Origin of the sequence: Streptomyces sp. NPDC048825, assembly GCF_043198355.1 — a bacterium.
GTDB classification, from domain to species: Bacteria; Actinomycetota; Actinomycetes; order Streptomycetales; family Streptomycetaceae; genus Streptomyces; species Streptomyces xiangluensis.
The window spans coordinates 21,651-47,244 of the sequence record NZ_JBICUR010000036.1 but is presented as its reverse complement, the minus strand read 5'-3'; the positions used below and the strand labels follow the sequence as shown (position 1 = coordinate 47,244).

The following is a 25,594-nucleotide window of genomic DNA, read 5'->3' as shown; positions in this document are numbered from 1 at the left end:
GCCCTTCGTCTGACACAGGGCGCAGGTGGCCTGAGACAGAACCTACGCGACGGGCATACGACGCACCGGCCCACGTCCCCTCCCGCCGGTGGGAGACTGCGGGTAGTTGGGGGTACGGGCTTTTTCTGCGCGCGGATCCTTTTGGGGCGCGGGGAGTCGCAGGCTTTTGCTTTTCAGGGGCGCGGGGCGGTGACATCAGCGGCTCCGCCGCGGGGCGCGACCAGCCACAACGGACCCGCAGCCGCGACACGACGTGTCACCCCACCCCCTGGCGGGGGCCTGGGGCGCAGCCCCAGTTTCGGGAAGGGGCGGGGCTGGGGAAACGAAAACCCTCCACCCACGGACTCGCACTCGACAACGAACCCACCCGCTCAACCGCCCAAGGCGTTGCGTTCCGTGAAGGTTGTCTGATTAGTGCGTATCGTCGCCTCATGCTTACGCCTTACGCCCCCGCGCGTGCCGCCGCCGAGGACCCCGAGAAGAAGCCGGCGAAAGAGCCCGCCTCTCAGCCGACGCCGAAGCCGAAGGCCGAGCCGCAACGCAGCCCCAAGCCCGCTCAGCCGCACCGGCCCATCCCCACCCCGGGCGAGGTCTTCCCGCCCCGGCGCAAGCCGCCCACGCCACCCGGCAAGCCCCCGCAGTAGCTCGCCCCGATGCCCTGGCTACTCTGAAAGGCATGGAATACGTCTCCGCGCTCGTACCCCCAGTAGTGATGGCTGTGTTCTTCACCGGTCTGATCGTGACGATCGTGAAGACGCAGGGCGGCGCCAACAAGGCCAAGGAGGACGCGGTCGTCGACGCCGCCCTCGCGCATGCCGAGAACACCCGTCAGGTCTCCGGCGAACGTGATCGCAACGCCGACGCCTGAACTCGTACGCCACTTTTATTGCCAAACGTCCGTCAAGGCCACGTCTGTAATGCTTTGACTGGAATGTCCCACTAGGGTCTGAGTTGTGCCTCGCCCCTTGGGAGATCTGGAAGACGCGGTCATGTCGCGGGTGTGGAAGTGGAACCGCCCGGTGACCGTTCGAGAAGTCCTGGAAGATCTTCAGCAGGAACGGTCCATCGCGTACACCACGGTGATGACCGTTTTGGACAATCTCCATCAGAAGGGCTGGGTGCGCCGCGAAGCGGAAGGCCGGGCCTATCGATATGAGGCGGTCTCCACCCGCGCCGCCTACGCGGCCGCCCTCATGAACGAGGCCTGGTCGCGGAGCGACAACCCGGCCGCCGCTCTCGTCGCCTTCTTCGGCATGATGTCCCCGGAACAGCGCGCGGCACTGCGTGACGCCCTCCGCATCGTGGAAGGCCCGGAAACGACGAGCGGCGAAACGACGACCAGCGAAAGTTCGGCCGGCGAAAGCGCCCCGGGCGAAACGGCGGCCGGCGAATCCGCCCCTCGCGAAAGCTCCACCCGCCAGAACGCCCCGGGCGAGAACCCCGCCGCCAGCGAGGGCGAGACCGGGCGATAACGTCCGGTCATGCCAGCAGAGCAGTCCGAAGTCGCCTCCCGTAAACCCCTCACTGTCCGCCGGGCCCGGACCAGCGATGTCCCCGCGGTACGCCGTCTCCTTGACGCGTACGTCCGCGGCGGCATCCTGCTCGACAAAGCGACGGTGACGCTTTACGAGGACATCCAGGAGTTCTGGGTCGCGGAACGGGATGCCGGGTCAAGCGCCGAGGTGGTCGGCTGCGGTGCACTGCACGTGATGTGGGAAGACCTCGCGGAAGTCCGTACTCTCGCGGTCGACCCCAGGCTCAAGGGTGCCGGCGTCGGGCATCAGTTGCTGGGGAAGTTGGTGGAGACCGCCCGCTGGCTCGGCGTTCGCCGGGTATTCTGCCTGACCTTCGAAGTCGACTTCTTCGCGAAGCACGGCTTCGTGGAGATCGGTGAGACACCCGTTGACCCCGAGGTCTACGCCGAGCTACTGCGTTCCTATGACGAGGGCGTGGCAGAGTTCCTCGGTCTCGAACGAGTGAAACCGAACACCTTGGGCAACAGCCGGATGCTTCTGCATCTGTGATCGTCGGCTTGGAATACGCCCGGCACCTCTTGCCCGGGGGCTCTTTGTCCGAAACGCGTACGTTTTCGGTCTTCTCAGGTCGGGTCGGTCTCTCCCGGTCTCTCCCAGGGGTTTGTGTTTTTCCAGCAAAAGCGGTTTGCTTTCGGACGTACTGCAGTAGTGCATATAACAGGGGGCATGAATCAGCGGCAGCCGCCGCGGACCTCGGGCCCTGAAGTTATCGATGAAAGGAAATCCGGTGGCACAGAAGGTTCAGGTCCTTCTTGTCGACGACCTCGACGGCGGCGAGGCGGACGAGACCGTGACGTTCGCGCTGGACGGCAAGACGTACGAGATCGATCTCACCACCGCCAATGCGGACAAGCTCCGCGGCCTTCTCGAGCCCTACGTGAAGAGCGGTCGTCGTACCGGAGGCCGTGCTTCTGGAGGGCGTGGCAAGGCACGCGCCGCTTCCGGCGGAAGTCAGGACACCGCGCAGATCCGCGCCTGGGCGAAGGAGAACGGTTACGAGGTCAATGACCGTGGCCGTGTTCCGGCGTCCATTCGCGAGGCCTACGAGAAGGCCAACGCCTGATAGCGGGCTTGCCGCAGGCGGATCCGGTGGCACTGCGTTGCCATCGTGTCCACGAGTCGTACGAGATCGGGGGCGCCCCCACCGCCCCCGCCGAGCGCCGACAGTGTCGGCAACGCAGGCTCCACCTCGCAGTCAGACTCTGGGGGCCGCAGCCAGACGGCGGCCCCCTGCGAGCCGTCCACCGCGGTGTCCCGTGCGCCGCGCGGGGGCAGCGGCGCCTCGATGCGCCCGCCCGCGCCGATCGCCCTGAGGTCCAGCGCGAGAGATCCCCACTCCAGCCAGTCGAGCAGCCCCGGCAGCTCGTCGGCGCTTCCCGCGGCCACCAGCAGCCGCATCCGGTCCGCCCGCACGGCCACCGGAGAACCCGGCCCAAGATGCCGCAGTGCCGCGTGACCCGCCTCCGCCGGCACCTCCAGGACGTCGAAGCGCAGGCCCGTCAGCAGCTCGACGGGAGGTCCGGGCACTGTCGCCCAGCCCAGTTCGTTCTCGTACCACTGGCGCATGTGGTCGCCAGCGTCCAGTGGGCTGCGTGGGAGAGGAACGGCGACAAGTGGATGTGGCGCGCAGCGCCTCGATGAGGGGCGGTGGTCGGGAGACGGGTGGGCCATGCCAGGAGCAACCGCCAAAACGGGCTTCGAGTTACGTTGGGTGTTCGTATGCGCGCGCCGAGTATCGGAAACGGGGGCGTGTGGAAGCGCTCGGCGGCGCAAGGATGTTCGCCCATAGCGGAGGGAATGGGTGCGCGCGGCATGGACTGTCGGTGCGTACGGGTAAGACATCCCTAGTGGGAGGGGCGACACGCAAGGCTCAGGCATCTCACGTTCGCCATCGGCGTACAGCTGGTGAGGGTATCTGCCTGGCCTGCGGGAACATCGTCTCGCACCATCGGGTTGGAGCAGATGTCGGCGTTCGGCGATTGGGAGGCCAAGGACGGGTGTCGGCAGATGGAATGAGCGGTCCCCGCTTGCGGGACTAAGCTGCGGAAGGACAGGGAGGGGAGCGTCCCCTTACTGCCTGACCGCTCTGAGGAGCGATTAACGATGTTCGAGAGGTTCACCGACCGCGCGCGGCGGGTTGTCGTCCTGGCTCAGGAAGAAGCCCGGATGCTCAACCACAACTACATCGGCACCGAGCACATCCTCCTGGGCCTGATCCACGAGGGTGAGGGTGTCGCCGCTAAGGCCCTGGAGAGCCTCGGGATTTCGCTCGAGGCGGTCCGCCAGCAGGTGGAGGAGATCATCGGGCAGGGGCAGCAGGCCCCGTCCGGGCACATCCCCTTCACCCCCCGTGCCAAGAAGGTCCTGGAGCTGTCGCTCCGCGAGGCCCTTCAGCTGGGCCACAACTACATCGGCACGGAGCACATCCTGCTCGGCCTGATCCGTGAGGGCGAGGGCGTCGCAGCCCAGGTCCTGGTCAAGCTGGGCGCTGATCTCAACCGGGTGCGGCAGCAGGTCATCCAGCTGCTCTCCGGCTACCAGGGCAAGGAGACCGCCGCGGCAGGTGGGCCTGCCGAGGGCACCCCCTCGACGTCCCTGGTCCTCGACCAGTTCGGCCGGAACCTCACCCAGGCCGCTCGTGAGTCCAAGCTCGACCCGGTCATCGGGCGCGAGAAGGAGATCGAGCGGGTCATGCAGGTGCTGTCCCGTCGTACGAAGAACAACCCCGTGCTCATCGGCGAGCCCGGCGTCGGCAAGACCGCCGTCGTCGAGGGCCTGGCGCAGGCCATCGTCAAGGGCGAGGTGCCCGAGACCCTCAAGGACAAGCACCTCTACACCCTGGACCTGGGCGCGCTGGTCGCCGGCTCCCGTTACCGCGGTGACTTCGAGGAGCGCCTGAAGAAGGTGCTCAAGGAGATCCGCACCCGCGGCGACATCATCCTGTTCATCGACGAGCTGCACACGCTGGTCGGTGCGGGTGCCGCCGAGGGCGCCATCGACGCCGCTTCGATCCTGAAGCCGATGCTGGCCCGCGGTGAGCTCCAGACCATCGGTGCCACCACGCTCGACGAGTACCGCAAGCACCTGGAGAAGGACGCCGCGCTCGAGCGCCGCTTCCAGCCCATCCAGGTCGCGGAGCCGTCGCTGCCGCACACCATCGAGATCCTCAAGGGCCTGCGCGACCGGTACGAGGCGCACCACCGCGTCTCCATCACGGACGAGGCCCTCGTCCAGGCCGCGACGCTGGCCGACCGGTACATCTCGGACCGCTTCCTGCCGGACAAGGCGATCGACCTGATCGACGAGGCCGGCTCCCGGATGCGTATCCGTCGGATGACCGCGCCGCCGGACCTCCGCGAGTTCGACGAGAAGATCGCGGGCGTGCGCCGCGACAAGGAGTCCGCGATCGACTCGCAGGACTTCGAGAAGGCCGCCTCTCTCCGCGACAAGGAGAAGCAGCTCCTGGCCGCCAAGGCCAAGCGGGAGAAGGAGTGGAAGGCCGGCGACATGGACGTCGTGGCCGAGGTCGACGGCGAGCTGATCGCCGAGGTCCTCGCGACCGCCACCGGCATCCCGGTCTTCAAGCTGACCGAGGAGGAGTCGAGCCGCCTGCTGCGCATGGAGGACGAGCTCCACAAGCGGGTCATCGGTCAGATCGACGCCGTCAAGGCGCTGTCGAAGGCGATCCGTCGTACGCGTGCCGGTCTGAAGGACCCGAAGCGTCCCGGTGGTTCGTTCATCTTCGCCGGTCCGTCCGGTGTCGGTAAGACCGAGCTGTCCAAGGCGCTCGCCGAGTTCCTCTTCGGTGACGAGGACGCGCTGATCTCCCTCGACATGTCGGAGTTCAGCGAGAAGCACACGGTCTCCCGTCTCTTCGGTTCGCCCCCCGGTTACGTGGGCTACGAAGAGGGCGGTCAGCTCACGGAGAAGGTCCGCCGCAAGCCGTTCTCGGTCGTCCTGTTCGACGAGGTCGAGAAGGCCCACCCGGACATCTTCAACTCGCTGCTGCAGATCCTGGAGGACGGTCGGCTGACCGACTCCCAGGGCCGGGTCGTGGACTTCAAGAACACGGTCATCATCATGACGACCAACCTCGGCACCCGGGACATCTCCAAGGGCTTCAACCTGGGCTTCGCGGCCTCGGGCGACAAGAAGTCCAACTACGAGCGCATGAAGAACAAGGTCTCGGACGAGCTCAAGCAGCACTTCCGGCCCGAGTTCCTCAACCGCGTCGACGACGTGGTCGTCTTCCCGCAGCTCACGCAGGAGGACATCCTGCGGATCGTCGACCTGATGATCGGCAAGGTCGACGAGCGCCTCAAGGACCGGGACATGGGCATCGAGCTCTCCCAGTCCGCGAAGGAGCTGCTGGCCAAGAAGGGTTACGACCCCGTGCTCGGCGCGCGCCCGCTGCGTCGCACGATCCAGCGCGAGGTCGAGGACAGCCTGTCGGAGAAGATCCTCTTCGGCGAGCTGCGTCCCGGCCACATCGTGGTCGTCGACACGGAGGGAGAGGGCGAGACCAAGACCTTCACCTTCCGCGGTGAGGAGAAGTCGGCGCTGCCGGACGTCCCGCCGATCGAGCAGGCCGCCGGTGGGGCTGGTCCCAACCTGAGCAAGGAGGCCTGACCCTTCGGGGGTTGAGCCGAAAGCCGCGAAAGGGGGCCGGTGCTTTTCAGCACCGGCCCCCTTTCGCGTGCCCGATGGGGGTGGCTCCCCATGTGGCTTCCAATGGGCGTGGCTTACGACAGTTGGCCGTCGTAGTCCGGCAGCTTGTACGTCTTCTCCGCGTGGCCGCCGGAGAGGTCGGTGGGGGTATTGCCTATGTTCGCGATGATCGTGTAGCCCTTGGCCTCGATCTCCACGCGCTTGGCGGTCTTGTACTCGGCCTTGTCCCTGAAGAGATCGCCGAAGTTGCGGACATAGAGCCCGGAGACCTTGTAGCCGACGTGCTTGAGGTTGTAGTCGGTCACGGAGCCGATGATGTCCGGGCGCGCCGTCACGAAGAACAGGGCGACGCCACGGTCCTGGGCGTACTTGGCGACTTCGAGGACGGGCGCGTTGGCCGGGGACGGGTAGCTGAAGCCGAAGTCGGTCTCCAGCGTGGTGTTGTCGATGTCGAAGACGATCGCCTGCTTCTCGCCCGGCTTGGTGTTCGCGATCCGCTGCTTCAGATAGGGCAGTGCCTGGTCCATCACCGCCTGGCAGTCCTTCTGCCAGGTGTCGTAGTCGACGTCCGCCGCGGCGGCGGTGGTGGCTGCGGCCGGTGCCGCGGCGGGGGCCGCTGCCGGGCTCGCGGCGGCGGCCGGTGAGACCAGGGCCGCCGTGACGGCAGTGGCGGCGGCGGTCACGCCGATGAGGCGTTTCCAGCTTCTTCCTGTCATGGGGGGTTCCTCTCGCGTCTGAGTCGCGTCGGAGCACTGAGGGACAACTGCGGGACGACCGAGGTGCAGGGGTCGCGCTGCATCGTCACGGCCGTGTGAGGCCACAGGGAGGCGAAGGCATTACCGGCTGGTAACTGTAAGGTGCCCAAGTGGAGTTGGACTAGATGGCGGTGTGCGACTTCGTGACCGTGTGCATGCCCGGGAAGAGTTGGAGGGTGTGCTCCGGCACTTCGATTACTTCCGGCGCGAGGACGAATTCGACCGAATGCAACCCTGGAAACAGAGCCGGTACCGCGGAGAGATCTTCGTTTCCGGTGAATTTGTTGAGCCGAAGCCGCCTGATCCCAGGAAGCGTGGGGCCTTCGGTCCAGGGCGCAGCGGTCCAGTTGAGCCGCAATTCCTCCAGTTCGGGGAGCATCGCGACCTCTTCGTAGTCCTTGGAGGTGAGGGGTGCGGAGAGGTTTCCCAGGCTCAGCACCTTCACAGATCGCATACGGTGCAAGCCGCGCAGGCCGGTGAATCGAAGGGCGTTCCTGGTGAATCGCAGAAACTCCAGCGGCAGGTTCGGGAGTGCTGCATCGACGGATTCGCCATAGAGCGGCACTCCGATGTCGAGCTTGCGCAGGGTGGCCGAGGCCGAAAGTGGCGCCAGCGCATCCGGCTTTTCCAGACCTGGCATGAGGGCCAGCGACAGCCATGGCAATGGCATTTCGGCCAAGGGCGCGAGGCTCTCCACGTCCGGACTGTCACTGATGTCCAGATGTACGAGCCTGCGCAGCGCTGAAAGGCAGTCCAGGCTGCCCAGCTTGTGGTTCTCCCGGATGGCGAGCATGCGCGTCTGATCATGCGCGAGCCAGGTGCTCAGCTCGGCCTCCTCGATGTCCCCGACGAGGTGGAGGCGGGGAGGGTCGCCGAGTTCGTGCAGGGCGCGCAGATGGGCGGCCGAATGGGCGGTGAAGTAGAGGTCGTCGGCGGGGAGATGGGCGATGACGTCGGTGGCGTACCGCTCGGTGTCGAACCGGTGCCAGTTCCAGGTGAGTTGAGCGCGCAGCGACAGGAACGGGTGGGTGCGAAAGCGGGCCAGTACAGGAATGGCCGCATCCGTACCGATCAGTGACGCCGCGACCACCACGGTCCTGGCCTCCTCCTCGGACAGACCCTCCGGTCCAGGCAGCAGCTCCAGGACGAGCGGGCCCACCGAGGCCAGCTCCCGGGCTTCCTTCGTTGTACGGGGCGGAATGAGCGTGGCCGCCTGTTCCTCGACGTCTCCCCGGACCTTGGGGTCGAGTTCCGTGGCCTGTTCGAGGCAGGCCAGGGCGAGGAGGCGGATGTGGGTGCCCGCGGTGTCATCGCCGACGTTATGGGCGGAGGCGAGCAAGTCCTCCAGAAATACGGCCCGCTCGCGAGGCCGCGCATGGGCCACCGCCATGCGGATCACGTCCGACCACTGGGAATCGGGCGCGTTCCGGACCAGGAGCCCGAAGTCGCCGTCCTCCACCGCCGCCTTCGCGCCCAGGTAGTCCTGGAAGGTGCGGTGGACGAACTCGACGGTGCCGAGGGCGGGTTCGCGCAGGAGCCCGCTGCGTATGAGGAGATAGCGGTAGATCGCGGGGGCGTCTCCCTGGCTTGCGACGGCGGGCAGGGACGGCAGGGCGTCGGCGATGATGCGTTCGGCGCGTTCGCGGTCCATCTCCAGCCGGTTGTTGCGGATCAGCCAGTAGGCCAGGCGCTGGAGGAGCTGGATCTGGGGGAGTTCGGTGAGCCGGATGCCGTCCTGCGGCGACTCGGGGAGCATGTCGCGCTCCTGGTCGCGGCGCGCGAGGAGCATGGAGAGGGCGGCGTCGTACAACTCCTGCCGCCCGTGCGGGAGATAGCCACGCCGGTCGCGGTGCAGGGCGCAGATCAGGCCGCACATCAGAGGGTTGGTGGCGAGTTGGCCCAGGTCCGGCTTGGTGCGTACGGCCTCCAGGAGCGAGGTCTCGTATGCCGTGAGGCGTTCCGGGTCCGGGGCGTCGATACGGGCCGCCGTGTGCCAGCGCTCGATGAACGCGGCCACGTCGGTGCGGCTCATCGGCGAGAGGGCCAGTTCGGTGAAGCCGTCCGCGGCGAGCCAGTCCTCGCGTACGGCCGAGGGGCGCGAGGTGACCAGCCACTGGTTGCCCGGGTAGGCGTCGAGGAGGTCGCGCAGCCAGCGGCGGGTGCGCTCGCGGTCGGGCTCCGGGATCTCGTCGATGCCGTCGACGAGCAGCAGGCCGCGGCTCGCCGTCAGCACCCGGTCCGGCCAGCCGTCCGGGGCCGCGCCGTGGAAGGGGACACGAGCGGCGGCCAGGAAGTCGGCGGGCGCGGGCAGTCCGTCCGCGCGGCGGACGAGCGTACGCAGCGGCAGTACGAAGGGGACGCGGTCCCCGCGTTCACCCCGCGCCGCCGTCACGGCGAGCCACTGCACCAGCGTCGTCTTGCCCGAGCCCGCCACACCGCGCAACAGGACCAAGTCGTGGTCGGCGAAGGCCTCTTCGGCGGGTAGCGAGCTGCCGGCCGCGGCAATGTAGCCGCCCTCCGGCTCCTGGTCGTCGGTGGGGCGCTGGGCCTGGAGTGTGAGGTAGGCGGCGTCCAGAGGCCAGCGGTCGGGGGAGTTGGCCAAGTCGATGCCGTAGATGGTGAGTTGACTGTGCTTGGCCGCCACGTACGAGAGGTAGCGCCGTTCGAAGGCCTCGTCCTCGCTGCCCGGGAGCGGGTTCCGGGCGATCAACTCGTCCATCTTCGCCAGGAGTTCGGCTTGGCGACGGGTCTGCTCGACGAGCGTGCGGGGTACGAAGGCCGACCGCTGCGTGAAGAAGTGCAGGATGTGCAGGCAGGCCGTGTCGAGGAGCCGCTCGTAGAAGAGCGCCGAGTCGAAGGCCAGGTCACGGTCGGGGTTCCCGGCGGCCTGGCGCAGGTGGAGGGCGAGGCCCGAGTGGCCGAGCTCCACTGCCTGTACGTCGGTCATGGTGAGGTCGCCGAGGGCATGGAGGGTGCGGGACAGGGCGTGGACCACGGCCTGTTCCTCGTCGGCGGGGAGGGGGCGTTCGCCGCTCTTCAGGGCGCGCTTGACCAGCTCGGCGGCGAGTTTGGTGACGTCCTTCTCGGTCAGGGACCGTTTCTCGCCGCTGAAGGAGACGTATGCCGAGATGCGTACGGGCTTGTCGACCAGGGCCGCTCCCGGCCCCTCCGTGACGAAAAGCTTCCTGACGAGCGGGCTGATCACGCTCGACGCCAACCGGACGCCTATGGACGCTGGTTCCATGTCTCTCCCCCGAGGGCATGGCGGGTGGGTGATCAGCGTAGCTGGTAAACACATTGGCTTCGGAGGCACGGTCGCGGGAGGATCCGCGGTGTCCGAACTGCCTTCAAAGGGAGCCGCAATGAGCGCCGACGAACCCGAAGTCCGTACGACAGCAGGCGTGTTGCGAGGGGAAGGAGAGCCGGGGCTTGCGGTGTTCCGCGGGATTCCCTTCGCTCAGCCGCCCGTCGGTGCGCTGCGGTTCGGGGCGCCACGGGCCGTACGGGGCTGGGACGGCGTACGGAAGGCTGTGGCGTACGGGCCGCCTCCTCCGCAGGCGTCGGCGTTCGGGATGGACGCGCTGTCCCAGGACGCGGGTGACGATTGGCTGACGCTCAACGTGTGGACGCCCGAGCCGGGACCGGGCGCCGGGCTGCCGGTGATGGTGTGGCTGTACGGAGGTGCGTACAGCATTGGGATGGCGAGTCTGCCCGAGTACGAGGGAGCGCGGCTGGCCCGCGAGGGGGTGGTCGTGGTGACGCTCAACTACCGGGTGGGGATTGAGGGGTTCGGGCTCATTGAGGGGGCGCCGGCCAACCGGGGGCTGCTCGACCAGGTCGCCGCGCTGGAGTGGGTGCGCGAGAACATCCGGGCGTTCGGCGGCGATCCGGACCGGGTGACGGTGTTCGGCGAGTCGGCGGGGGCCGGATCGGTCGCCGCGCTTCTGGCGATGCCGCGCGCGGCCGGGCTCTTTCGGCGGGCTGTAGCGCAGAGTGTGCCCGGTACGTTCTTCTCGGCCGAGCTCGCGGCCGATTTCACCGCTGCCTTCGCCGACGAACTGGGGCTGCGGCCGACCGTGGCCGATCTGGGCTCGGTGGCGCCAGGTCGGCTGCCCGCGGCGGGGGATGCGGTGGCTGCTTCGATGCGCCGGTCCGTGGAGCGGTGGGGGCAGGTCGCCCTTACGTCGGTTCCGCTCGCGCCGGTCGTCGACGGAGATGTTCTGCCGGTCGATCCGTGGCAGGCGCTGGCCGCCGGGGCCGGGCGGGAGGTCGAGCTCGTCGTCGGGCATACGCGTGACGAGTACCGCCTCTTCATGGCGCTCGGCGGGATGATCGGTGAGGTGACGGAGGACCAGGCAGCCGTGGCTCTGGAGGCGTTCGCTCCCGGCGGGGAGGATGCGTACCGCGCCGCGTTCCCGGACGCCGGCCCCGAGGAACTGTACGAACTCGTCAACTCCGACTGGCTGTTCCGTATGCCGTCGCTACGGCTGGCCGAGACGCAGGTCGAGGCGGGCGGGAGTGCGCACTTCTACGAGCTGACGTGGGCCGCGCCGGGCATGGGCGGAGGGCTCGGCGCCTGCCATGGGCTGGATGTGCCGCTGGTGTTCGGCAACCTGGACGGGGGTCTGCCCGCGATACTGCTCGGCGAGACACCACCTCCGGAGGCGGAGGAGCTGTCCGCGCGCTTCCGCTCCGCGTGGACGGGCTTCGCGTCGGGCGACGGGCCAGGCTGGCCCGCGTACGACCTGGAACAGCGGCTCGTCCAGCTCTTCGATACGAGTCCGGCTGTGGCGGCGTATCCGGAGGAGGGGTCGCGGAGAGTTTGGCGGGGGCATGTGTTCGGGGCGTTGCCGCTCGGGGGCTAGTCCGGGAGCAACTCGTGCTGTCGGCACCACTCTTCGATGCCGTGGCCGCCGCCTTCCACGGCCGCTCGCCAGTGTCCGTCGGCAGTGATCGCCTCCTGGAGCGAGGGGTGGATGGCGAAGACACGGTCGAGTCCGGTGATCCGGAAGATGCGGTGGATACGGTCGCTGTCGATCACGAGCCTGAGCGAGCCCTCATGGGTGCGCAGCCGCTTGAGGCTGCCGACGAGGGCGCCCAGGCCGGTCGAGTCCAGGAAATCCACGTTCCGCATGTCCGTGATGACGTGGACGACGTCCTTGTCGAGGAGATCGATGATGCCTTCGCGCAGGGTGGGAGCCGTATAGACGTCGATCTCGCCGGAGACCTGGAGGACGGCGCAGCTGCCGCCGGCGGTGATGGAGTTCAGGTGTAAGTCGCGCACGTCGGTCTCCCGTGTCGGCGTCGGGTCGTCTTGAGTCGGCACTGTGCCGCCATTGAGCTGTCATTCCATGGAGTGACAACGAGTTGCGTGGAACTACAGTAGGGCGGTCGATGAGGCTTGTCAATGGTGGGCTTTCGCTGTCATCATGGAGAGTGACGTAGCGGATTGTGGGGGATGACGCGAGGAGCACGGGTGCGGGTCGAAGAGGCCATCGGAAAGCAGATCGCGCGCTTCAGGGAGGCACGACGGCTGTCGCTGACGGAACTCGGCGAGGCGATGGGCCAGTACCTCGACCGCCCCTGGAGCCGCCAGGCCGTCCACCAGGCCGAACGGGGCCGCCGCGCCTTCACGGCAGCCGAGCTGACCGCCATCGCCCTGGCCCTGGACACCTCGGTCCCCGCGCTGTTCCTCGCGGAAGCGGAGCAGATCGAACTGCCGGGCCGGTCCATCTCGCCCGAGGAATACCGGGGGGTCCTCCTGTACGCGGGCAAGGACGCCCCCCTGGACGGTGTCGACGAGCTGATCGTGGCCCTGCACGACATCGGGGAGGTCCTGTCGAGGCCCACGCTGGCCCGGCTGGCGAAGATCGGGGCGGTGGCGGAGCAGGTGGCGGGGGTGCCGGTGGGGGGTGAGGCGGCGGCGTCCGGACGATCCGGTGAACGAACGCGGTCGTCGCAGCGCTGAGCGCTCCGCTGGAAACGCGGTCGAAGTCGCGGATGGCCCCACGGCAATCGTGCAACTGGCTGTTGCGCAATTGGCTCGGGTCAGGTGCGGCCATCTTGTGCATGTGCATCAGGTTGCGTCGGGAGAAGCCGCGCTGGTTCGGGAAGGCCGTCTTCAGGTCCGCGGCGAGCCGGCCCACGACCTTGGGGCCCCAGCCTTCCTGCTCCTGGCGAGCCAGGATGAGCTTTCCGATCTGCCAGTACATCTGGACCAGTTCCGTGGTCACGGCCCGCTGTGCGCGGAGGCGTGCCCACGCCACGGTTTCCTTCACCTCGCCGAGTAGGTCGCCGTACCAGGAGGGCAGGGCGTTCTGCTGGGCGGGGAGGCTGGGCTCGGCCTCGACGTTCTCGTGCATGAGGTGAGGCTCGCGCACGGTGATCGTTACGCGAGGGCGAACCGTTTCATGTCACCCGAACGTGTGGGGTTCGGGCGAGTGTTCGTATGAGGGCCGCCAGGGTGGTGGGGTGGTCGTGAGGACCGGTGTCGGGGGTGTCGCCTCGGCGACGGACGTCGGCCCGGCTGAACGCCTCGGCGAGCGCGACGGGTCCGGCGTACCAGAAGGTGCTCGACTTCGGCACCGGTGCGGACCGGCCGTTGGAGCCGACGTACACCAGGTTCACGCCACCGAAGATGCTCCGGCCGTCGCGCTGACCTCTGGCTGGTGACGGACGGCTGTGGCAACGGGTGCGGTGACGGCCTTCGGGTTACGGCACCGCACCTGGTCGGGACCCGTGACCGCGTAGTGCGCGTCACATCCCAAGGCGTCTGGATCTTGCCGGTCGGTGACATGACGCACAGGCGATTTGTCCTGTACTAGGGGGAGTAGTGGTGACGTGTTGCGGGGCAAAACGGACCTTTGGGTCAGTGGGCTGAGAGGCGCTTCGGGGGTGGCCCGGTTCGGCTTGGAGGAGCGGGTCCAGGGCGTAAGGGGACCGCTGTGAAGTGGGGTTAAACCAGACTTCCAGTAGGAAACGCGGAGGATCCAATACGGGACGGCGTTCGTGTCAAGAAGGGGGAAGTTTCAGAGTCAAGTACGACTTCGGGTCGTAGATGGGCTCTTTGTGGGACACCGGCGCCACGGGTTACCAAGGGACGCCTCGCCCGGCGCATCGACAGCGCGTCGGGTGTGTTCGTGCCCGTCCCCCGGAGGTAGTCCCCATGTCGCTGCGCATCACCAAGTCCCACGTTCTCGGTACGTCCCCGCTCCGTGCCCGGGCGGCTGTCATGGCCGCCGGGCTGGGGGTGTCGGTCGCGCTGGGGGCCGGGGTCGCGGTTGCCGCCGGTAATGAGGCGAGCACCGGGGCGGTGCAGGGGGCTGCTGCCTCCTCCGTGCGGGAGCAGGCCGCCGCACAGGCCAGGGCCGCGTCGAAGGCCAAGGTCGCCGCTCAGGCCAAGGCCGCCGAGAGCGCGAAGCAGGCGGCGGCTCAGAAGGCAGCCGCCGTCAAGAAGGCGCCGAAGCCTTCCTGGGTCGATCCGGTCAAGAAGTACAAGCTCTCCGCCAGCTTCAACCAGGCCGGCAACTTGTGGAACTCGACCCACTCCGGCCAGGACTTCGCCGTGGCCTCCGGCACCAAGGTCTACGCCGCGCACGGCGGCACCGTCGTCAAGGCCGGCGGTAACGGCGGCGGTGACGGGCCCGCGTACGGCAATGCCGTCGTCATCCAGCACGGCAACGGGACCTACTCGCAGTACGCCCACCTGTCCCGCGTCCAGGTGAAGGTCGGCCAGATCGTCGCGACAGATCAGCAGATCGCGCTCTCCGGCAACACCGGCAACTCCAGCGGTCCGCACCTGCACTTCGAGATCCGTACGTCCCCCAACTACGGCTCCGCGATAGACCCCGTACGCTTCCTGCGCACCAAGGGCGTCACCCTTTAAGGACCGTAAGTAACAACGGACCGTCAGGACTCTTCACGGGTGTTGGCGCGGGTGATCAGCTCCATGGCGACCTCGAGGACGGCCTTGCGCTTCTCCTCGGGGTCGCCTTCGAGGTCCCTGAGGGCGAACATTCCGGCGTGCATGGAGAACAGGGCCGTGACGCAGCGGACCTGATCGGTCATCGTGGCGTCCGGCTCCCGGAGCAGGTCCACCATGCGGAGCATGCGGTCCTTGAAGTCCTCGCCGGAGCGCAGATCACGTACGGTCGCCTGGTTCTCCTGCATGAAGCGGAACAGTGGTGCCGCGTCGTTGAGGGCCTCGCTGTAGCGGTTGAGGATCTCGCGCTTCGTCTCCAGGGTGCGCGGCTGCTGCTTGCCCCACTCGATCAGCTCGTCCATCGGCTTCGTCAGATCCTGGAAGAGGCTGATGAGGATGTCTTCCTTGGTCTTGAAGTGGTAGTAGAGCGCCGCCTTCGTGACGTTCAGCCTCTCCGCGATCTCGCGCAGGGATGTCTTCTCGTAGCCCTGCTCGGCGAAGAGTTCGAGGGCCACGTCCTGGATGCGCTGGCGGGTGTGTCCGCGCTGCTGCCTGCTGGCGCCCATCGTGGCTGCTCCTCGGCTTCGTGGTCGGGCTTCGTAGTCGCTTCTTACGGGAGTAAGGAAGCGGGTAAATAAAAACTTACTTGACGCCCGGCTAGTTGCGGACCTACGTTCCGAGTGTAGTCAACTTGCCGGTCGGCAAGTAAGTGTCGGGGCGGTCATCAGGGAGTGGGGACAATGGCGGACACCGAGGCAGTGGTGGACAGCGAGGGCAGGCAACCCCGGAGCGTCCGCGTCGTCCTGCTCGCGCTGATGATCGCGATGCTGCTCGCGATGCTCGACAACATGATCATCGGGACCGCCATGCCGACGATCGTCGGCGAATTGGGCGGACTCGAGCATCTGTCGTGGGTCGTCACCGCGTACACGCTCGCGACCGCCGCCTCAACCCCGATCTGGGGCAAGCTCGGCGACATGTACGGGCGCAAGGGCGTCTTCATGACCTCGATCGTGCTCTTCCTGATCGGGTCGGCTCTGAGCGGTATGGCCCAGGACATGGGGCAGCTGATCGAGTTCCGGGCCGTTCAGGGGCTCGGTGCCGGTGGGCTGATGGTCGGTGTCATGGCGATCATCGGCGATCTGATACCGCCCCGGGAGCGCGGAAAGTACCAGGGCATGATGGCCGGCGTGATGGCGCTCGCCATGATCGGCGGGCCGCTCGTCGGCGGCACCATCACCGACCACTGGGGCTGGCGCTGGTCCTTCTACATCAACCTGCCGCTCGGCGCCGTGGCGCTCCTCGCCATCAGTGCCGTACTGCATCTGCCCAAGAAGCGGGCGCAGGCGCGGATCGACTACCTGGGGGCCGGGCTGCTGGCCGTGGGCATCACCGCGATCGTGCTCGTCACCACGTGGGGTGGCACCGAGTACGCCTGGGGCTCCGCCATGATCATGGAGCTGATCGCGATCGGGGTCGCCACGCTGGTGGGCTTCGTGTTCGTGCAGACCAGGGCCGCCGAGCCGGTGATGCCGCTGCACATCTTCCGCAGCCGCAACTTCTCGCTGATGTCGGTGATCGGCTTCATCACCGGGTTCGTGATGTTCGGGGCCACGCTTTTCCTGCCGCTGTATCAGCAGTCCGTGCAGGGGGCGTCCGCGACCAACTCCGGATTGCTGTTGCTGCCGATGCTCGGGGCGATGCTCGTCGTGTCGATGGTCGCGGGGCGGGTCACCACGAACACCGGGCGGTACAAAGTGTTTCCGGTCGTGGGCAGTGTGCTGATGGTCGTCGGGCTGTTCCTGCTCGCGCAGATGGACACGGATACGTCGCGGGTCACCTCCGGTGTGTACATGGCGGTCCTTGGTGCCGGCATGGGGTGTCTGATGCAGATCACCATGCTGGTCTCGCAGAACAGCGTCGAGATGAAGGACATGGGCGTCGCGTCCTCCTCCACCACCCTGTTCCGTACGCTCGGGGCGTCCTTCGGGGTCGCGATCATGGGAGCGCTGTTCAACAGCCGGGTCCAGGATGTGATGGCCGAGCGGGCCGGGGCTCTCGGGTCCGCGGTCACCGAGCGGTCGGCGCAGTTGGATGCGGCGAGTATGGCGAGGCTGCCGGAGGCCGCTCAGGAGGCGTACAAGCATGCGGTGTCCTCTGGCACGCATTCGGCGTTCCTGCTGGGGGCAGTCGTGGCTGTTGTCTCTCTGGTGGCGGCGGTGTTTGTGAAGGAGGTGCCGCTGAAGGGGGCGGCGCAGCAGGCGGGGGAGGACGTGGGGGACGACGTTGCGTCGAAGGGGGCGGTGGCGGAGCGGGTCTGAGCGTGGGCCTTCGGCGGGTTTGTTTCGCCCCCGCCGTCCCGTCCCGTCCCATCCCGGGGCCAGGCCCCAGAGCCCACTGGGGGGCTGCGCCCCCGGACGCCCGTGGGGGCTGCGCCCCCGGGCCCCCTTAGAGGTTGCGCCCCGGACCCGTTTCAGGGGGGCAGCCCGGACCCCGGTTTGGGGCCAGCCCCGGACCCCGCTCCTCAAACGCCGGAGGGGCTGAATCGAGGCGGCCCCGCCCTGAATTCCGCCGCCCAGGCGGAACTTTCCAGCCCAGTCACGCATCAACCAGCCCGTCCGGCGCTTGAGGACGAGGCCGTTCAGGCCGATTGGGGGGTCTTACGGGCGTAGCCCCCAGCGGAGCCCCTGGTGGGGGTTCGGGGCAACGCCCCGGGATGGGACGGGTAAGGGCGGCGGGGGCGAAAGACGCACGCCGGTGCATTGTCAGTGGCCCGTGCCACCATCGACGGCATGGACAAGATGCGGCAGCTGCGGCTTGCCAAGGACGCGATGGACCGGGACTGGGCCGAGCCCGGGCTGGATCTGGACGCCGTGGCCGCGCATGCCGGGTACTCGCGGTTTCACTTCATACGCGCCTTCAAGGAGGCGTACGGGGAGACGCCCGGCCAGTACCTGACGCACCGCCGCATCGAGCGCGCCGAGGACCTGCTGCGTACCGCGAATCTGTCGGTGACGGAGATCTGCCATCTCGTCGGCTTCAGCAGCCTGGGTACGTTCTCGGCCCGGTTCAAGGCGTTCACCGGGCTGACGCCCAGCGATTACCGGGCCAAGCACGTGGGACGCGGGACCGCCCTCATACCGGGGTGCTACGTCATGCACTGGGCCGGCGGCTTCAGATCGGCTCCAGCCGGCGCAGAGCCCGGCGCACAGCCCAGTGCACAGCGCAATTCCGGAGAAGCGGACTGAGGGCGCCGCTGCCTACCGTGACATGACAGCCACGAACCGCAGCTCGCAGCCCACAGGAGCACGCCATGATCAAGGGTCTCGCCATCTCGACCGTCTGGGTCCTCGACCAGGACCGGGCCAAGAAGTTCTACACGGAGAAGCTGGGTCTCGAGGTCCGTACGGACATGACAATGGGCGAGGGCGGCATGCGCTGGCTCACCGTAGGTTCCCCGAACCAGCCCGATGTCGAGCTCACGCTGATGATGCCGAACGGGCCCGGGATGGACCCCGAGTCCGCTGAGATGATCAAGAAGCTCGTCGCCAAGGGTGCCCTGGGCGCGGGCGTGCTGACCACCGACGACATCCACGGTGACTACAAGAAGCTCAAGGACCGCGGCGTGGAGTTCATCCAGGAGCCCCAGGAGCGGCCGTACGGCACAGAGGCGCTGTTCCGCGACGACTCCGGGAACTGGTTCTCGTTCACCCAGTCCCGCGAGGGCGGCCTCGACCTGGGCAAGGACTGGACCTGCTGAAGCGGAGGGCCGCACCGGCGCGCCAAGCGCTCCGCCGAAAGCACGGTGACGAACCCGCGGGCCGGTGGGGGGCTGGTCGCTCCCCCCCTCTCGGCTCCTCCGCCACTTCGCCGAGGTCGCCCAGCCCTAGTTCGGCAGCATCGGATAGCTCCCCGTATTCGTCGGCGCGTGCTCCGGCAGCCACAGCACCGCCACCGCCCCTTCCGCGGGCACGTCCTCCGGCACACCTACGGGGCGTACGTTGCGGAAGGTGAGCCGTGCGCCCAGTACCCGGGCCTGGCCTGCCGCGATGGTCAGGCCGAGGCCGTGGCCGTGGCCCGCCCGGTCCTTGCTCCCGGTACGGAAGCGGCTCGGCCCCTCGGCGAGCAGTTCCTCGGGGAAGCCGGGGCCGTGGTCGCGTACGCGGATGACCCGGCCCTCCACCGTGACCTCGATGGGCGGCCTGCCGTGCTTGGCCGCGTTGACCAGCAGGTTGATGAGGACTCGCTCCAGGCGGCGCGGGTCGGTGGTGACCTGCGACTCGTGCACCACCAGCACCTTGATTCCCGCGTCCCGCGCCGCCACCCGCCGGGTCACGAACTCGCCCAGCATGATGTCCTGCAACTCGGCCCGCTCGGACGCGCTGTCCAGCCGCGCCACCTCCAGGACGTCCTCGACGAGCGTACGCATCGCCTGCGCCCGGTCCCGTACGAGCTCCGTCGGCCGTCCCGGCGGCAGCAGCTCGGCCGCCGTGAGCAGCCCGGTCACCGGCGTACGAAGCTCGTGCGCGATATCGGCGGTCACCCGGCGCTCGGCCTCCAGGCGCTGGCTGAGCGCGTCCGCCATCGCGTCCACGGCCCGCACGAGGTCATCGGTCTCGTCGCGTACGACTCCGCCGATGGCGTCCCGCACCCGTACATCCGTCTCGCCCTGCGCGACCTGCCGGGCCGCCGTGGCCGCCTTGCGCAGCCGCCGCGAGAGCTGGCCGCCGATGAGGACGCCGAGCGCGCAGCCGCCGAAGACGACCGCGATCGAACCTATGAGCAGCGCCTCGTCGAGGTCGTCCAGCACGGCGGCGCTGCGGTCGGTGAACCCAGTGTGCAGCGACAGGATCCGGCCGTCCTTGAGGGGTACGGCGGCCCAGATGTCGGGCACACCGCTGGGGCCGTCCGCCACATAGGTCGCCCGCCGGCCGGCCGTGGCCTTCGCCAGCAGGTCCTTCGGCAGGTCCGGATCGTCGATCTTGATGCCGGGGAAGTTGGTCCGCCCGGACGTCTCGTAGTTCCGCTGCGCGATCTGTACGCGCTCGTCCGCGAGGTCGCGCGCGTTGGAGAGCATCGAGTACCGGGCGGCGTTGTGCACGACCACGCTCAGGGTGAGGGCCACCAGCGCCCCGACCGCGGCGATGGCCGCACTGAGCTTCCACCTGAGGCCCGTACGCAGCATCGGGCGCCTGAACCTCCGGCGGCGTTCCGGATTCACGCTCGGACTCTTGCTCGTCCCCCGCATGATCCGGTCAGGCCTTCAACTTGTAGCCGAAACCGCGGACCGTCTCGATCCGGTCCTGGCCGATCTTCGTACGCAGCCGCTGCACATGGACGTCGACGACGCGGGTGTCGCCGCCCCAGCCGTAGTCCCACACCCGCTCAAGCAGCTTGTCGCGCGACAGGACCGTACCCGGCGCGGACGAGAACTCCAGGAGCAGCCGCATCTCGGTGGGCGTCAGTGCCACCGGCGTACCGCCCCTGCGGACCTCCATGCCCTCCGTGTCGATCTCCAGATCGCCGTCACCGAACGACAGCACACCGCGGTCGACGGACGAGGAACGCTCGGCCTCGGCGGCGGCCCGCTGCCCGCTCGCATGGCCGAAGCGCCGCAACACCGCGCGGATCCGGGCGACCAGGACGGCCCCGTCGAAGGGCTTCGTCACGTAGTCGTCGGCGCCCGCCTCCAGGCCCAGGACGACATCGATGGAGTCGGCGCGGGCCGACAGCATGATCACCGGGACAGTGGACTCGTCACGGATCCTGCGGCACAGGGAGACCCCGTCCAGACCCGGCACCATCACATCGAGGAGCGCGATGTCGGGCTGGTCCGCACGGAACGCCTCCAGGCCGGCCAGCCCGTCGGGCGCGGCGGTGACCACGAAGCCGTCGCGCTCCAGCGCGAGCTGGGTGGCCTCGCGGATGACGTCGTCGTCCTCGACGAACAGGACGTGGGTCTGCTCTGCCATCCGGTGCTCTCAGTTCTCCATCGGTCAGTTGTCGGGTCAGGGTCAGTTGTCGGTCAGGGGGCAGTCGTCAGTCAAGGTCAGTCGTCAGTCAAGGTCAGGTCTCGGCCGGGCTCGGCGTCTCGCCGCCCACTACCTTGCTGTAGTCGTTCTGCGTGCGGGCCTGCTCCGTGAAGCGGCCCCCGATCCAGCGGTACGTGATCACTTCCTCGCCGGACGGCAGCGCCACCGAGTCGCCCCGCTCGTACACCTGCTGGGTGACCATCAGGTCGCCCCGGTCGATCTCCGCGTAGACCGGAGACTCCTCGGCCTTGAAGACGTTCTTGTACTCGCCGCCTTGCCCGCGATACACATACGAGCCCACTCCGACCGCATCGCCGCAGGTCAGCACGTTGACCACGATGTCGTTCGCGGACCCGCCCGTCAGCTTGCCGTACGACACGTCGACCGGGTACTCATCGGCGACGCACGGCTGCAGATCGTGCTTGACCGCAGCGCTGACCTTCGGGTCGGCCTTGAGGAGCTGGACCGCGTCCACGCTCGGCTCGGCCGTGGAGGGCGAGGCGGAGGGCGCGACGGCGCCCACCGACACCGAGTCGGAATGGGCCGGGCCCTCGTCGCGGGCGCCGGTGCCGCCACTCGCGCAGGCGGATACCAAAAGGCCGAGGGCGGCGAGCACGGCCACTGCCGTGATCGCCGCCTTCGTGGCCCTACGGGCCCGTGGGGGCTCCGTGTCCGAGCCTGTGTCTAGGCCGCGCAACGCTCCTGCTCCTTACCCGCCTTGCCCGCTTCGAGCGCTCGCCCCTCATAGCCGCGGCTCTCCAGCTCCTCACGGAGCCGGGCCAGGGCCCGGTGCAGCGTGCTCTTGACCGTTCCGGCCGACATGCCGAGGGCAGCGGCCGTCTCTTCCGTGGACATCTGCTCCCAGTGTCGCAGCACCACGACACTGCGCTGCTTCGGAGCCAGCACCTTCAGGATGTCCATCAGCAGCGCGCGGTCCGCGTGCTGTTCGGTCGAGTCGTCCACGCTCGCGTCCGGCAGCTGCTCGGTGGGGACCTCCTCCAGCTTGCGGGCCCGCCACCACTCCGTACGCGTGTTGATCATGACGCGGCGCAGGTAGGCGTCCGCGAGACGCTTGTCGGAGATGCCGTCCCAGCGGCCGTACGTCCGTACCAGCGCCGTCTGCAGCAGGTCCTGGGCGTCGATCGGGTCCGGCACCAGACGGCGGGCACTGCGCAGCAGCGCGTCCTGCCTGGTGCGTACGTACTCTTCGAACTCGAGCACCTCGCCGTGCGCCATGTCCAACCGCCTCCGATCCCCGTTACCGACCCGCCTGCTGCCGGCTGTTCTCCGCTTCGTGCGCCGCTGGTCCGCGGTACGCCAATGAAGCTACGGAGGGCTTGTCACGGGGTTGTCCGAGCGAGCCTGCGGCGAGCGCTCGGCTGTCCGTCGGTTGTGTAACGGAAGTAGGGCGGGAATAAAGAGGCGTGGGGGATGGGGCGGGATTGGGGGGATTTGCTTACGGGAGCGGTACCAGTTCTCTGTCAGTGGGCTGTGATGTGTTTGCGGAACCTGTGGGTTGGCTGAGGGGGAGCGGCGATACGCGTCAGGTGAGGGGGAGTCGGTACAGGCCGCCCGGCAGGGGTTCGACCAGGCCGTCCGCGACCAGGCCGTCCAGGGCGCGGGCGCGCTGCACCGGCTCGTCCCAGACACGGTCGAGCGCCGGCTGCGGGACCGGTCCGACCGCCTCGCGCAGGACCGCGAGGAGCCGGCCGCGCACCTGGCGGTCCGTTCCCGCGTACGTCTGGCCGCGACGCGGCGGGCCCTCGTGCGCGGGCTTGCCGGCCAGGCGCCAGGCGCACTGGGCGGCGATCGGGCACCGTAGGCAGCTCTCGTTCTTCGCCGTGCAGATCAGCGCGCCGAGTTCCATGGAGGCGGCGGCCCAGCGCGAGGCCGTGTGCTCGTCCTCGGGCAACAGGGCGCGGGCGAGCTTGCGTTCGGCGGCGGTGGTGGCGTTCGGGGGGTACTGCACGCCGGTCACGGCGCGGGCGAACACGCGGCGCACGTTCGTGTCGAGGACGGGGTGGCGCTGCCCGTACGCGAACGAAGCCACGGCGGCAGCCGTGTACTCGCCGATGCCGGGCAGCGCGAGCAGCTTCGCGTGATCCGTGGGCACGTCCCCGCCGTGGCGCTCCGTTATGGCTGCGGCGGCTCCGTGCAGCCGTAGCGCGCGCCGTGGGTAACCGAGGCGTCCCCAGGCGCGGACGGCCTCGCCCGGAGACTCCTCGGCGAGGTCGGCGGGCCGCGGCCAGCGGCTGAGCCACTGCTCGTACACCGGCAGCACGCGCTTCACCGGCGTCTGCTGAAGCATGAACTCGCTGACCATGACGCCCCAGGGGCCGGCTTCGGGGCGGCGCCAGGGGAGGTCGCGGGCGTTTTCTTCGAACCAGTGGAGTACGGGGGTGTGGAGGGTTTCGGGGGTGCTGGGGGTGGGCTTTGTGGGCGCAGTCATGACGGCACCGATCCTGCCACGTGCCTCCGGCGGTTGGGCGGAATGGGGTCGTGGCGGGTTGGGTTCGGTTTTGAAGGTGCGGGTGCGTTGTGGCTGGTCGCGCCCCGCGGCGGAGCGGCTGATGTCACAGCCCCGCGCCCCTGGGTGCGTGGGTGGGTCGGGGCCGTGGGCCGGTGCGTCAGCCCGTCGCAGGGTGGGCATACGGCCCTTCGTCTGACACAGGGCGCAGGTGGCCTGAGACAGAACCTACGCGACGGGCATACGACGCACCGGCCCACGTCCCCTCCCGCCGGTGGGAGGCTGCGGGCACGAGGGGGGTGCGGGCCTTTCAGGGGCCGGATTTTTTCGGGCGCGGGCTTGCTCGGGGCGCGGGGAGTCGCAGGCTTTTGCTTTTTCAGGGGCGCGGGGAACTGCGCGACAAGCCACAAGGAACCTGCACCCGCACACGATCCCAACACCCCACCCCAATAGGCGCCCCACCAGCCGCCCAAACACAACCAGCCCGTCCGGCGCTTGAGGACGAGGCCGCCAGGCCGATGCGGGGCCTGGGGGCGCAGCCCCCTGTTTCGGGAAGGGGCGGGGTTGGGGGAAGAAAACTGCCCGCACCCCAGCCCCCGCGGCAGGAACCCTGACGATCGACAGGGGCGCCAGCCATACGCCCGCTTGTAGCGTCGGGGAAATGGAACGTCGTCGGAGGAGGGCCGCAGACGCCCTGCTGTGGGCGGCCCTGGCGCTGCCGGTGGTCACAGTCGACCGCATCGGCCTGAACGAACCGCGCACCACGGCGGAGCAACTCGCAGGCATCGCAACCCTGGCCGCAGCCGTAGCAGCACGGCGCAAAAGCCCGCTCACGGCCTTCGCGGCAACCGCAGTCCTCAGCCTGGCCTCGGAACCCGCCCTACTCACCCTCTCGTACGGCCCGGCCCTCGCCGCCTTCGCCCTCCTCCTCGGACTGCAGGCACAAACCCGCCCGGCTCTGACCGCATTCGGCGCGGTCGGCGTCATCGGCACGCTCCAGATCGCGGTACGCGGAGTAGACCCGTCCGCCCAGTGGCTCGTACTCATCGGCACGTTGCACTTCGGCGTCGTGTTCCCCTGGCTCGGCGGCCGCTACTGGCGCCAGAGCCGCGAACAGCTGGAGTGGGAGCAACGGATCGCTGAGGACCGGGCGCGACTGAGCGAACGGGCCCGTATCGCCCAGGACATGCACGACTCCCTCGGCCACGAACTGAGCCTGATCGCCCTGCGCGCCGGCGCCCTCCAACTCGCCCCCGACCTCGCGGAGCACCACCGCACGTCCGCTGCCGACCTCCGCCAGGCAGCCTCCGACGCCACGGAACGGCTCCACCTCATCATCGGCCTCCTGCGGGAGGAGGACGACGGGCCGGCCCCGCTGACCCCGGCCGGCGAGACCGTCGAGGAACTGGTGGCCCGCGCGGCGGAGTCGGGCCTCCCGGTGCGCTGGGAGGCGACGGGAACGGCCGGTACGTACTCGCTCGTCGAGCGGATCGTCCACCGGGTCGTACGCGAGTCCCTGACCAACGCCGCCCGGCACGCACCCGGCGCGGCAGTCACCGTCGCGGTGCGGCGAGAGGCCGAAGGCACGGAGGTGAGCGTGGTCAACGAGGCCTCCACGGAGGCGGGTTCGTCGTCGTCCGGGGGTACGGGGTTGCTGGGGCTGCGGACGGCGGTCGAGGGTGTCGGCGGTCGGTTCGAGGCGGGGCCGTCCGGGGAGGGCTTCCGGGTCATGGCGTGCGTACCTGCCGCATCGGTCGCTCGCGTCGCTTCGGGTGAGAGGGCGGCCGAGCACCTCCCGCCAAGCCCGCCCGACACCACCCCCTCCGTGCATGCACGTCGCCGCGTGGTCTTGTCCTTCGCGGGTGCCGTCGCCGTCGGAGCCGTTTTCCTCGGGGGAGCTGTCGTCTGGTACGCGTACACGAAGACGCACTCGGTCCTGAAGCCCGGCGACTACGCCGAACTGCGCCTCGGAACTCCGCTCGACGAGGCCGAACGAGTACTTCCCGACCGCACGGTGAGCGACCCACCGGTGGAACGTGCCCCCGCCGTGCCGAAGGGGACCGACTGCCGCTACTACCGCGCGAGCGGCCAACTCTTCGTCTCCGTCGAGCACTTCAGGCTGTGCTTCGACGACAGGGGCCGATTGGTCGCCAAGGACGTGGTCCCCAAAGGCGGTACGGCCGGACAGGGGCCTGATGAGGAGAAAGACGGATGAG

Annotated in this window: 23 protein-coding genes and 2 pseudogenes; 13 read left to right on the top strand and 12 right to left on the bottom strand. The window is 68.6% G+C overall.

The annotated features are described in order from the left end of the window. Positions 1–431: 431 nt before the first annotated feature. From ACGFNK_RS45185 to ACGFNK_RS45165, 5 genes are all read left to right on the top strand, one after another. Positions 432–644: a hypothetical protein gene (locus ACGFNK_RS45185; protein WP_393427077.1), complete on the top strand. Its 213-nt coding sequence runs from the start codon at positions 432–434 to the stop codon at positions 642–644. A gap of 32 nt (positions 645–676) precedes the next feature. Next, complete coding sequence (locus ACGFNK_RS45180) at positions 677–868, top strand: hypothetical protein (protein ID WP_393427075.1); 192 nt, start codon at positions 677–679, stop codon at positions 866–868. 85 nt (positions 869–953) lie between these two features. Continuing rightward, entirely contained in the window at positions 954–1,472 is a 519-nt protein-coding gene (locus tag ACGFNK_RS45175) for a BlaI/MecI/CopY family transcriptional regulator (protein WP_393427073.1), read from the top strand. Positions 1,473–1,481: 9 nt separating this feature from the next. After that, positions 1,482–2,024 (top strand): amino-acid N-acetyltransferase, encoded by a 543-nt coding sequence (locus tag ACGFNK_RS45170; protein WP_393427071.1) that lies wholly within the window; start codon positions 1,482–1,484, stop codon positions 2,022–2,024. Positions 2,025–2,262: 238 nt separating this feature from the next. Further along, positions 2,263–2,598, top strand: a complete 336-nt coding sequence (locus ACGFNK_RS45165) for an Lsr2 family protein (protein WP_393427069.1) — start codon at positions 2,263–2,265, stop codon at positions 2,596–2,598. On the opposite strand, the gene ACGFNK_RS45160 is transcribed toward ACGFNK_RS45165, so the two are convergent. Further along, positions 2,577–3,206, bottom strand: coding sequence for an SCO3374 family protein (locus ACGFNK_RS45160; protein ID WP_393427067.1), 630 nt, complete (start codon positions 3,204–3,206; stop codon positions 2,577–2,579). The two genes, ACGFNK_RS45165 and ACGFNK_RS45160, sit on opposite strands and share 22 nt — an antisense overlap. A 432-nt stretch (positions 3,207–3,638) precedes the next feature. Between ACGFNK_RS45160 and ACGFNK_RS45155 the strand changes: the two genes are divergently transcribed. Then, a complete protein-coding gene (locus tag ACGFNK_RS45155) occupies positions 3,639–6,164 on the top strand; it encodes an ATP-dependent Clp protease ATP-binding subunit (RefSeq protein WP_393427065.1) in 2,526 nt (841 codons plus the stop codon). A gap of 113 nt (positions 6,165–6,277) precedes the next feature. Here ACGFNK_RS45155 and ACGFNK_RS45150 read toward each other — a convergent pair whose 3' ends face one another. Both ACGFNK_RS45150 and ACGFNK_RS45145 read right to left on the bottom strand, forming a co-directional pair. Then, on the bottom strand, positions 6,278–6,919 hold the full coding sequence (locus ACGFNK_RS45150; protein ID WP_393427063.1) for an HAD family acid phosphatase: 642 nt from the start codon (positions 6,917–6,919) through the stop codon (positions 6,278–6,280). A 160-nt stretch (positions 6,920–7,079) separates the two neighbouring features. Further along, entirely contained in the window at positions 7,080–10,202 is a 3,123-nt protein-coding gene (locus tag ACGFNK_RS45145; protein WP_393427061.1) for an NACHT domain-containing protein, read from the bottom strand. A 118-nt stretch (positions 10,203–10,320) separates the two neighbouring features. Here ACGFNK_RS45145 and ACGFNK_RS45140 point away from each other — a divergent pair, with 118 nt between their 5' ends. Further along, entirely contained in the window at positions 10,321–11,823 is a 1,503-nt protein-coding gene (locus tag ACGFNK_RS45140) for a carboxylesterase/lipase family protein (protein WP_393427059.1), read from the top strand. Positions 11,824–11,903: 80 nt separating this feature from the next. On the opposite strand, the pseudogene ACGFNK_RS45135 reads toward ACGFNK_RS45140, so the two are convergent. Next, positions 11,904–12,242 (bottom strand): annotated as a pseudogene (locus ACGFNK_RS45135) (STAS domain-containing protein); the annotation flags it as partial. A gap of 192 nt (positions 12,243–12,434) precedes the next feature. Between ACGFNK_RS45135 and ACGFNK_RS45130 the strand changes: the two are divergent. Continuing rightward, positions 12,435–12,926, top strand: a complete 492-nt coding sequence (locus ACGFNK_RS45130; protein WP_393427057.1) for a helix-turn-helix domain-containing protein — start codon at positions 12,435–12,437, stop codon at positions 12,924–12,926. Between the two features lie 100 nt (positions 12,927–13,026). On the opposite strand, the pseudogene ACGFNK_RS45125 reads toward ACGFNK_RS45130, so the two are convergent. Beyond that, positions 13,027–13,320, bottom strand: a pseudogene (locus ACGFNK_RS45125) (DUF1016 N-terminal domain-containing protein); the annotation flags it as partial. 46 nt (positions 13,321–13,366) lie between these two features. Beyond that, positions 13,367–13,585: a hypothetical protein gene (locus ACGFNK_RS45120; protein ID WP_393427055.1), complete on the bottom strand. Its 219-nt coding sequence runs from the start codon at positions 13,583–13,585 to the stop codon at positions 13,367–13,369. Positions 13,586–14,123: 538 nt separating this feature from the next. On the opposite strand from ACGFNK_RS45120, the gene ACGFNK_RS45115 reads away from it, so the two are divergent. Continuing rightward, positions 14,124–14,843 carry a M23 family metallopeptidase gene (locus ACGFNK_RS45115; protein WP_393427053.1) on the top strand — a complete coding sequence of 240 codons (720 nt, stop codon included), beginning with the start codon at positions 14,124–14,126 and terminating at the stop codon, positions 14,841–14,843. 23 nt (positions 14,844–14,866) lie between these two features. On the opposite strand, the gene ACGFNK_RS45110 is transcribed toward ACGFNK_RS45115, so the two are convergent. Beyond that, positions 14,867–15,445, bottom strand: coding sequence for a TetR/AcrR family transcriptional regulator (locus ACGFNK_RS45110; RefSeq protein WP_393427051.1), 579 nt, complete (start codon positions 15,443–15,445; stop codon positions 14,867–14,869). A gap of 174 nt (positions 15,446–15,619) precedes the next feature. Here ACGFNK_RS45110 and ACGFNK_RS45105 point away from each other — a divergent pair, with 174 nt between their 5' ends. The 3 genes from ACGFNK_RS45105 (at position 15,620) to ACGFNK_RS45095 (ending at position 18,639) form a co-directional block, all read left to right on the top strand. After that, positions 15,620–17,200, top strand: coding sequence for an MDR family MFS transporter (locus ACGFNK_RS45105; RefSeq protein ID WP_393427048.1), 1,581 nt, complete (start codon positions 15,620–15,622; stop codon positions 17,198–17,200). Positions 17,201–17,680: 480 nt separating this feature from the next. Next, positions 17,681–18,127 (top strand): helix-turn-helix transcriptional regulator, encoded by a 447-nt coding sequence (locus tag ACGFNK_RS45100; RefSeq protein ID WP_393427083.1) that lies wholly within the window; start codon positions 17,681–17,683, stop codon positions 18,125–18,127. 65 nt (positions 18,128–18,192) lie between these two features. Beyond that, a complete protein-coding gene (locus tag ACGFNK_RS45095) occupies positions 18,193–18,639 on the top strand; it encodes a VOC family protein (protein ID WP_393427045.1) in 447 nt (148 codons plus the stop codon). A 126-nt stretch (positions 18,640–18,765) separates the two neighbouring features. On the opposite strand, the gene cseC is transcribed toward ACGFNK_RS45095, so the two are convergent. From cseC to ACGFNK_RS45070, 5 genes are all read right to left on the bottom strand, one after another. Then, positions 18,766–20,064, bottom strand: a complete 1,299-nt coding sequence (gene cseC / locus ACGFNK_RS45090) for a two-component system sensor histidine kinase CseC (RefSeq protein WP_393427042.1) — start codon at positions 20,062–20,064, stop codon at positions 18,766–18,768. A 70-nt stretch (positions 20,065–20,134) separates the two neighbouring features. Beyond that, positions 20,135–20,851: a two-component system response regulator CseB gene (gene cseB, locus ACGFNK_RS45085; protein WP_393427039.1), complete on the bottom strand. Its 717-nt coding sequence runs from the start codon at positions 20,849–20,851 to the stop codon at positions 20,135–20,137. Between the two features lie 94 nt (positions 20,852–20,945). Then, a complete protein-coding gene (locus ACGFNK_RS45080; protein ID WP_393427036.1) occupies positions 20,946–21,608 on the bottom strand; it encodes a hypothetical protein in 663 nt (220 codons plus the stop codon). Beyond that, positions 21,596–22,147 (bottom strand): SigE family RNA polymerase sigma factor, encoded by a 552-nt coding sequence (locus ACGFNK_RS45075; protein ID WP_386347600.1) that lies wholly within the window; start codon positions 22,145–22,147, stop codon positions 21,596–21,598. Before ACGFNK_RS45075 ends, ACGFNK_RS45080 begins: the two co-directional genes overlap by 13 nt. A gap of 307 nt (positions 22,148–22,454) precedes the next feature. Then, positions 22,455–23,360 carry an A/G-specific adenine glycosylase gene (locus tag ACGFNK_RS45070; RefSeq protein ID WP_393427033.1) on the bottom strand — a complete coding sequence of 302 codons (906 nt, stop codon included), beginning with the start codon at positions 23,358–23,360 and terminating at the stop codon, positions 22,455–22,457. Positions 23,361–24,039: 679 nt separating this feature from the next. On the opposite strand from ACGFNK_RS45070, the gene ACGFNK_RS45065 reads away from it, so the two are divergent. Next, positions 24,040–25,593: a sensor histidine kinase gene (locus ACGFNK_RS45065; RefSeq protein ID WP_393427030.1), complete on the top strand. Its 1,554-nt coding sequence runs from the start codon at positions 24,040–24,042 to the stop codon at positions 25,591–25,593. Position 25,594: the final 1 nt, after the last annotated feature.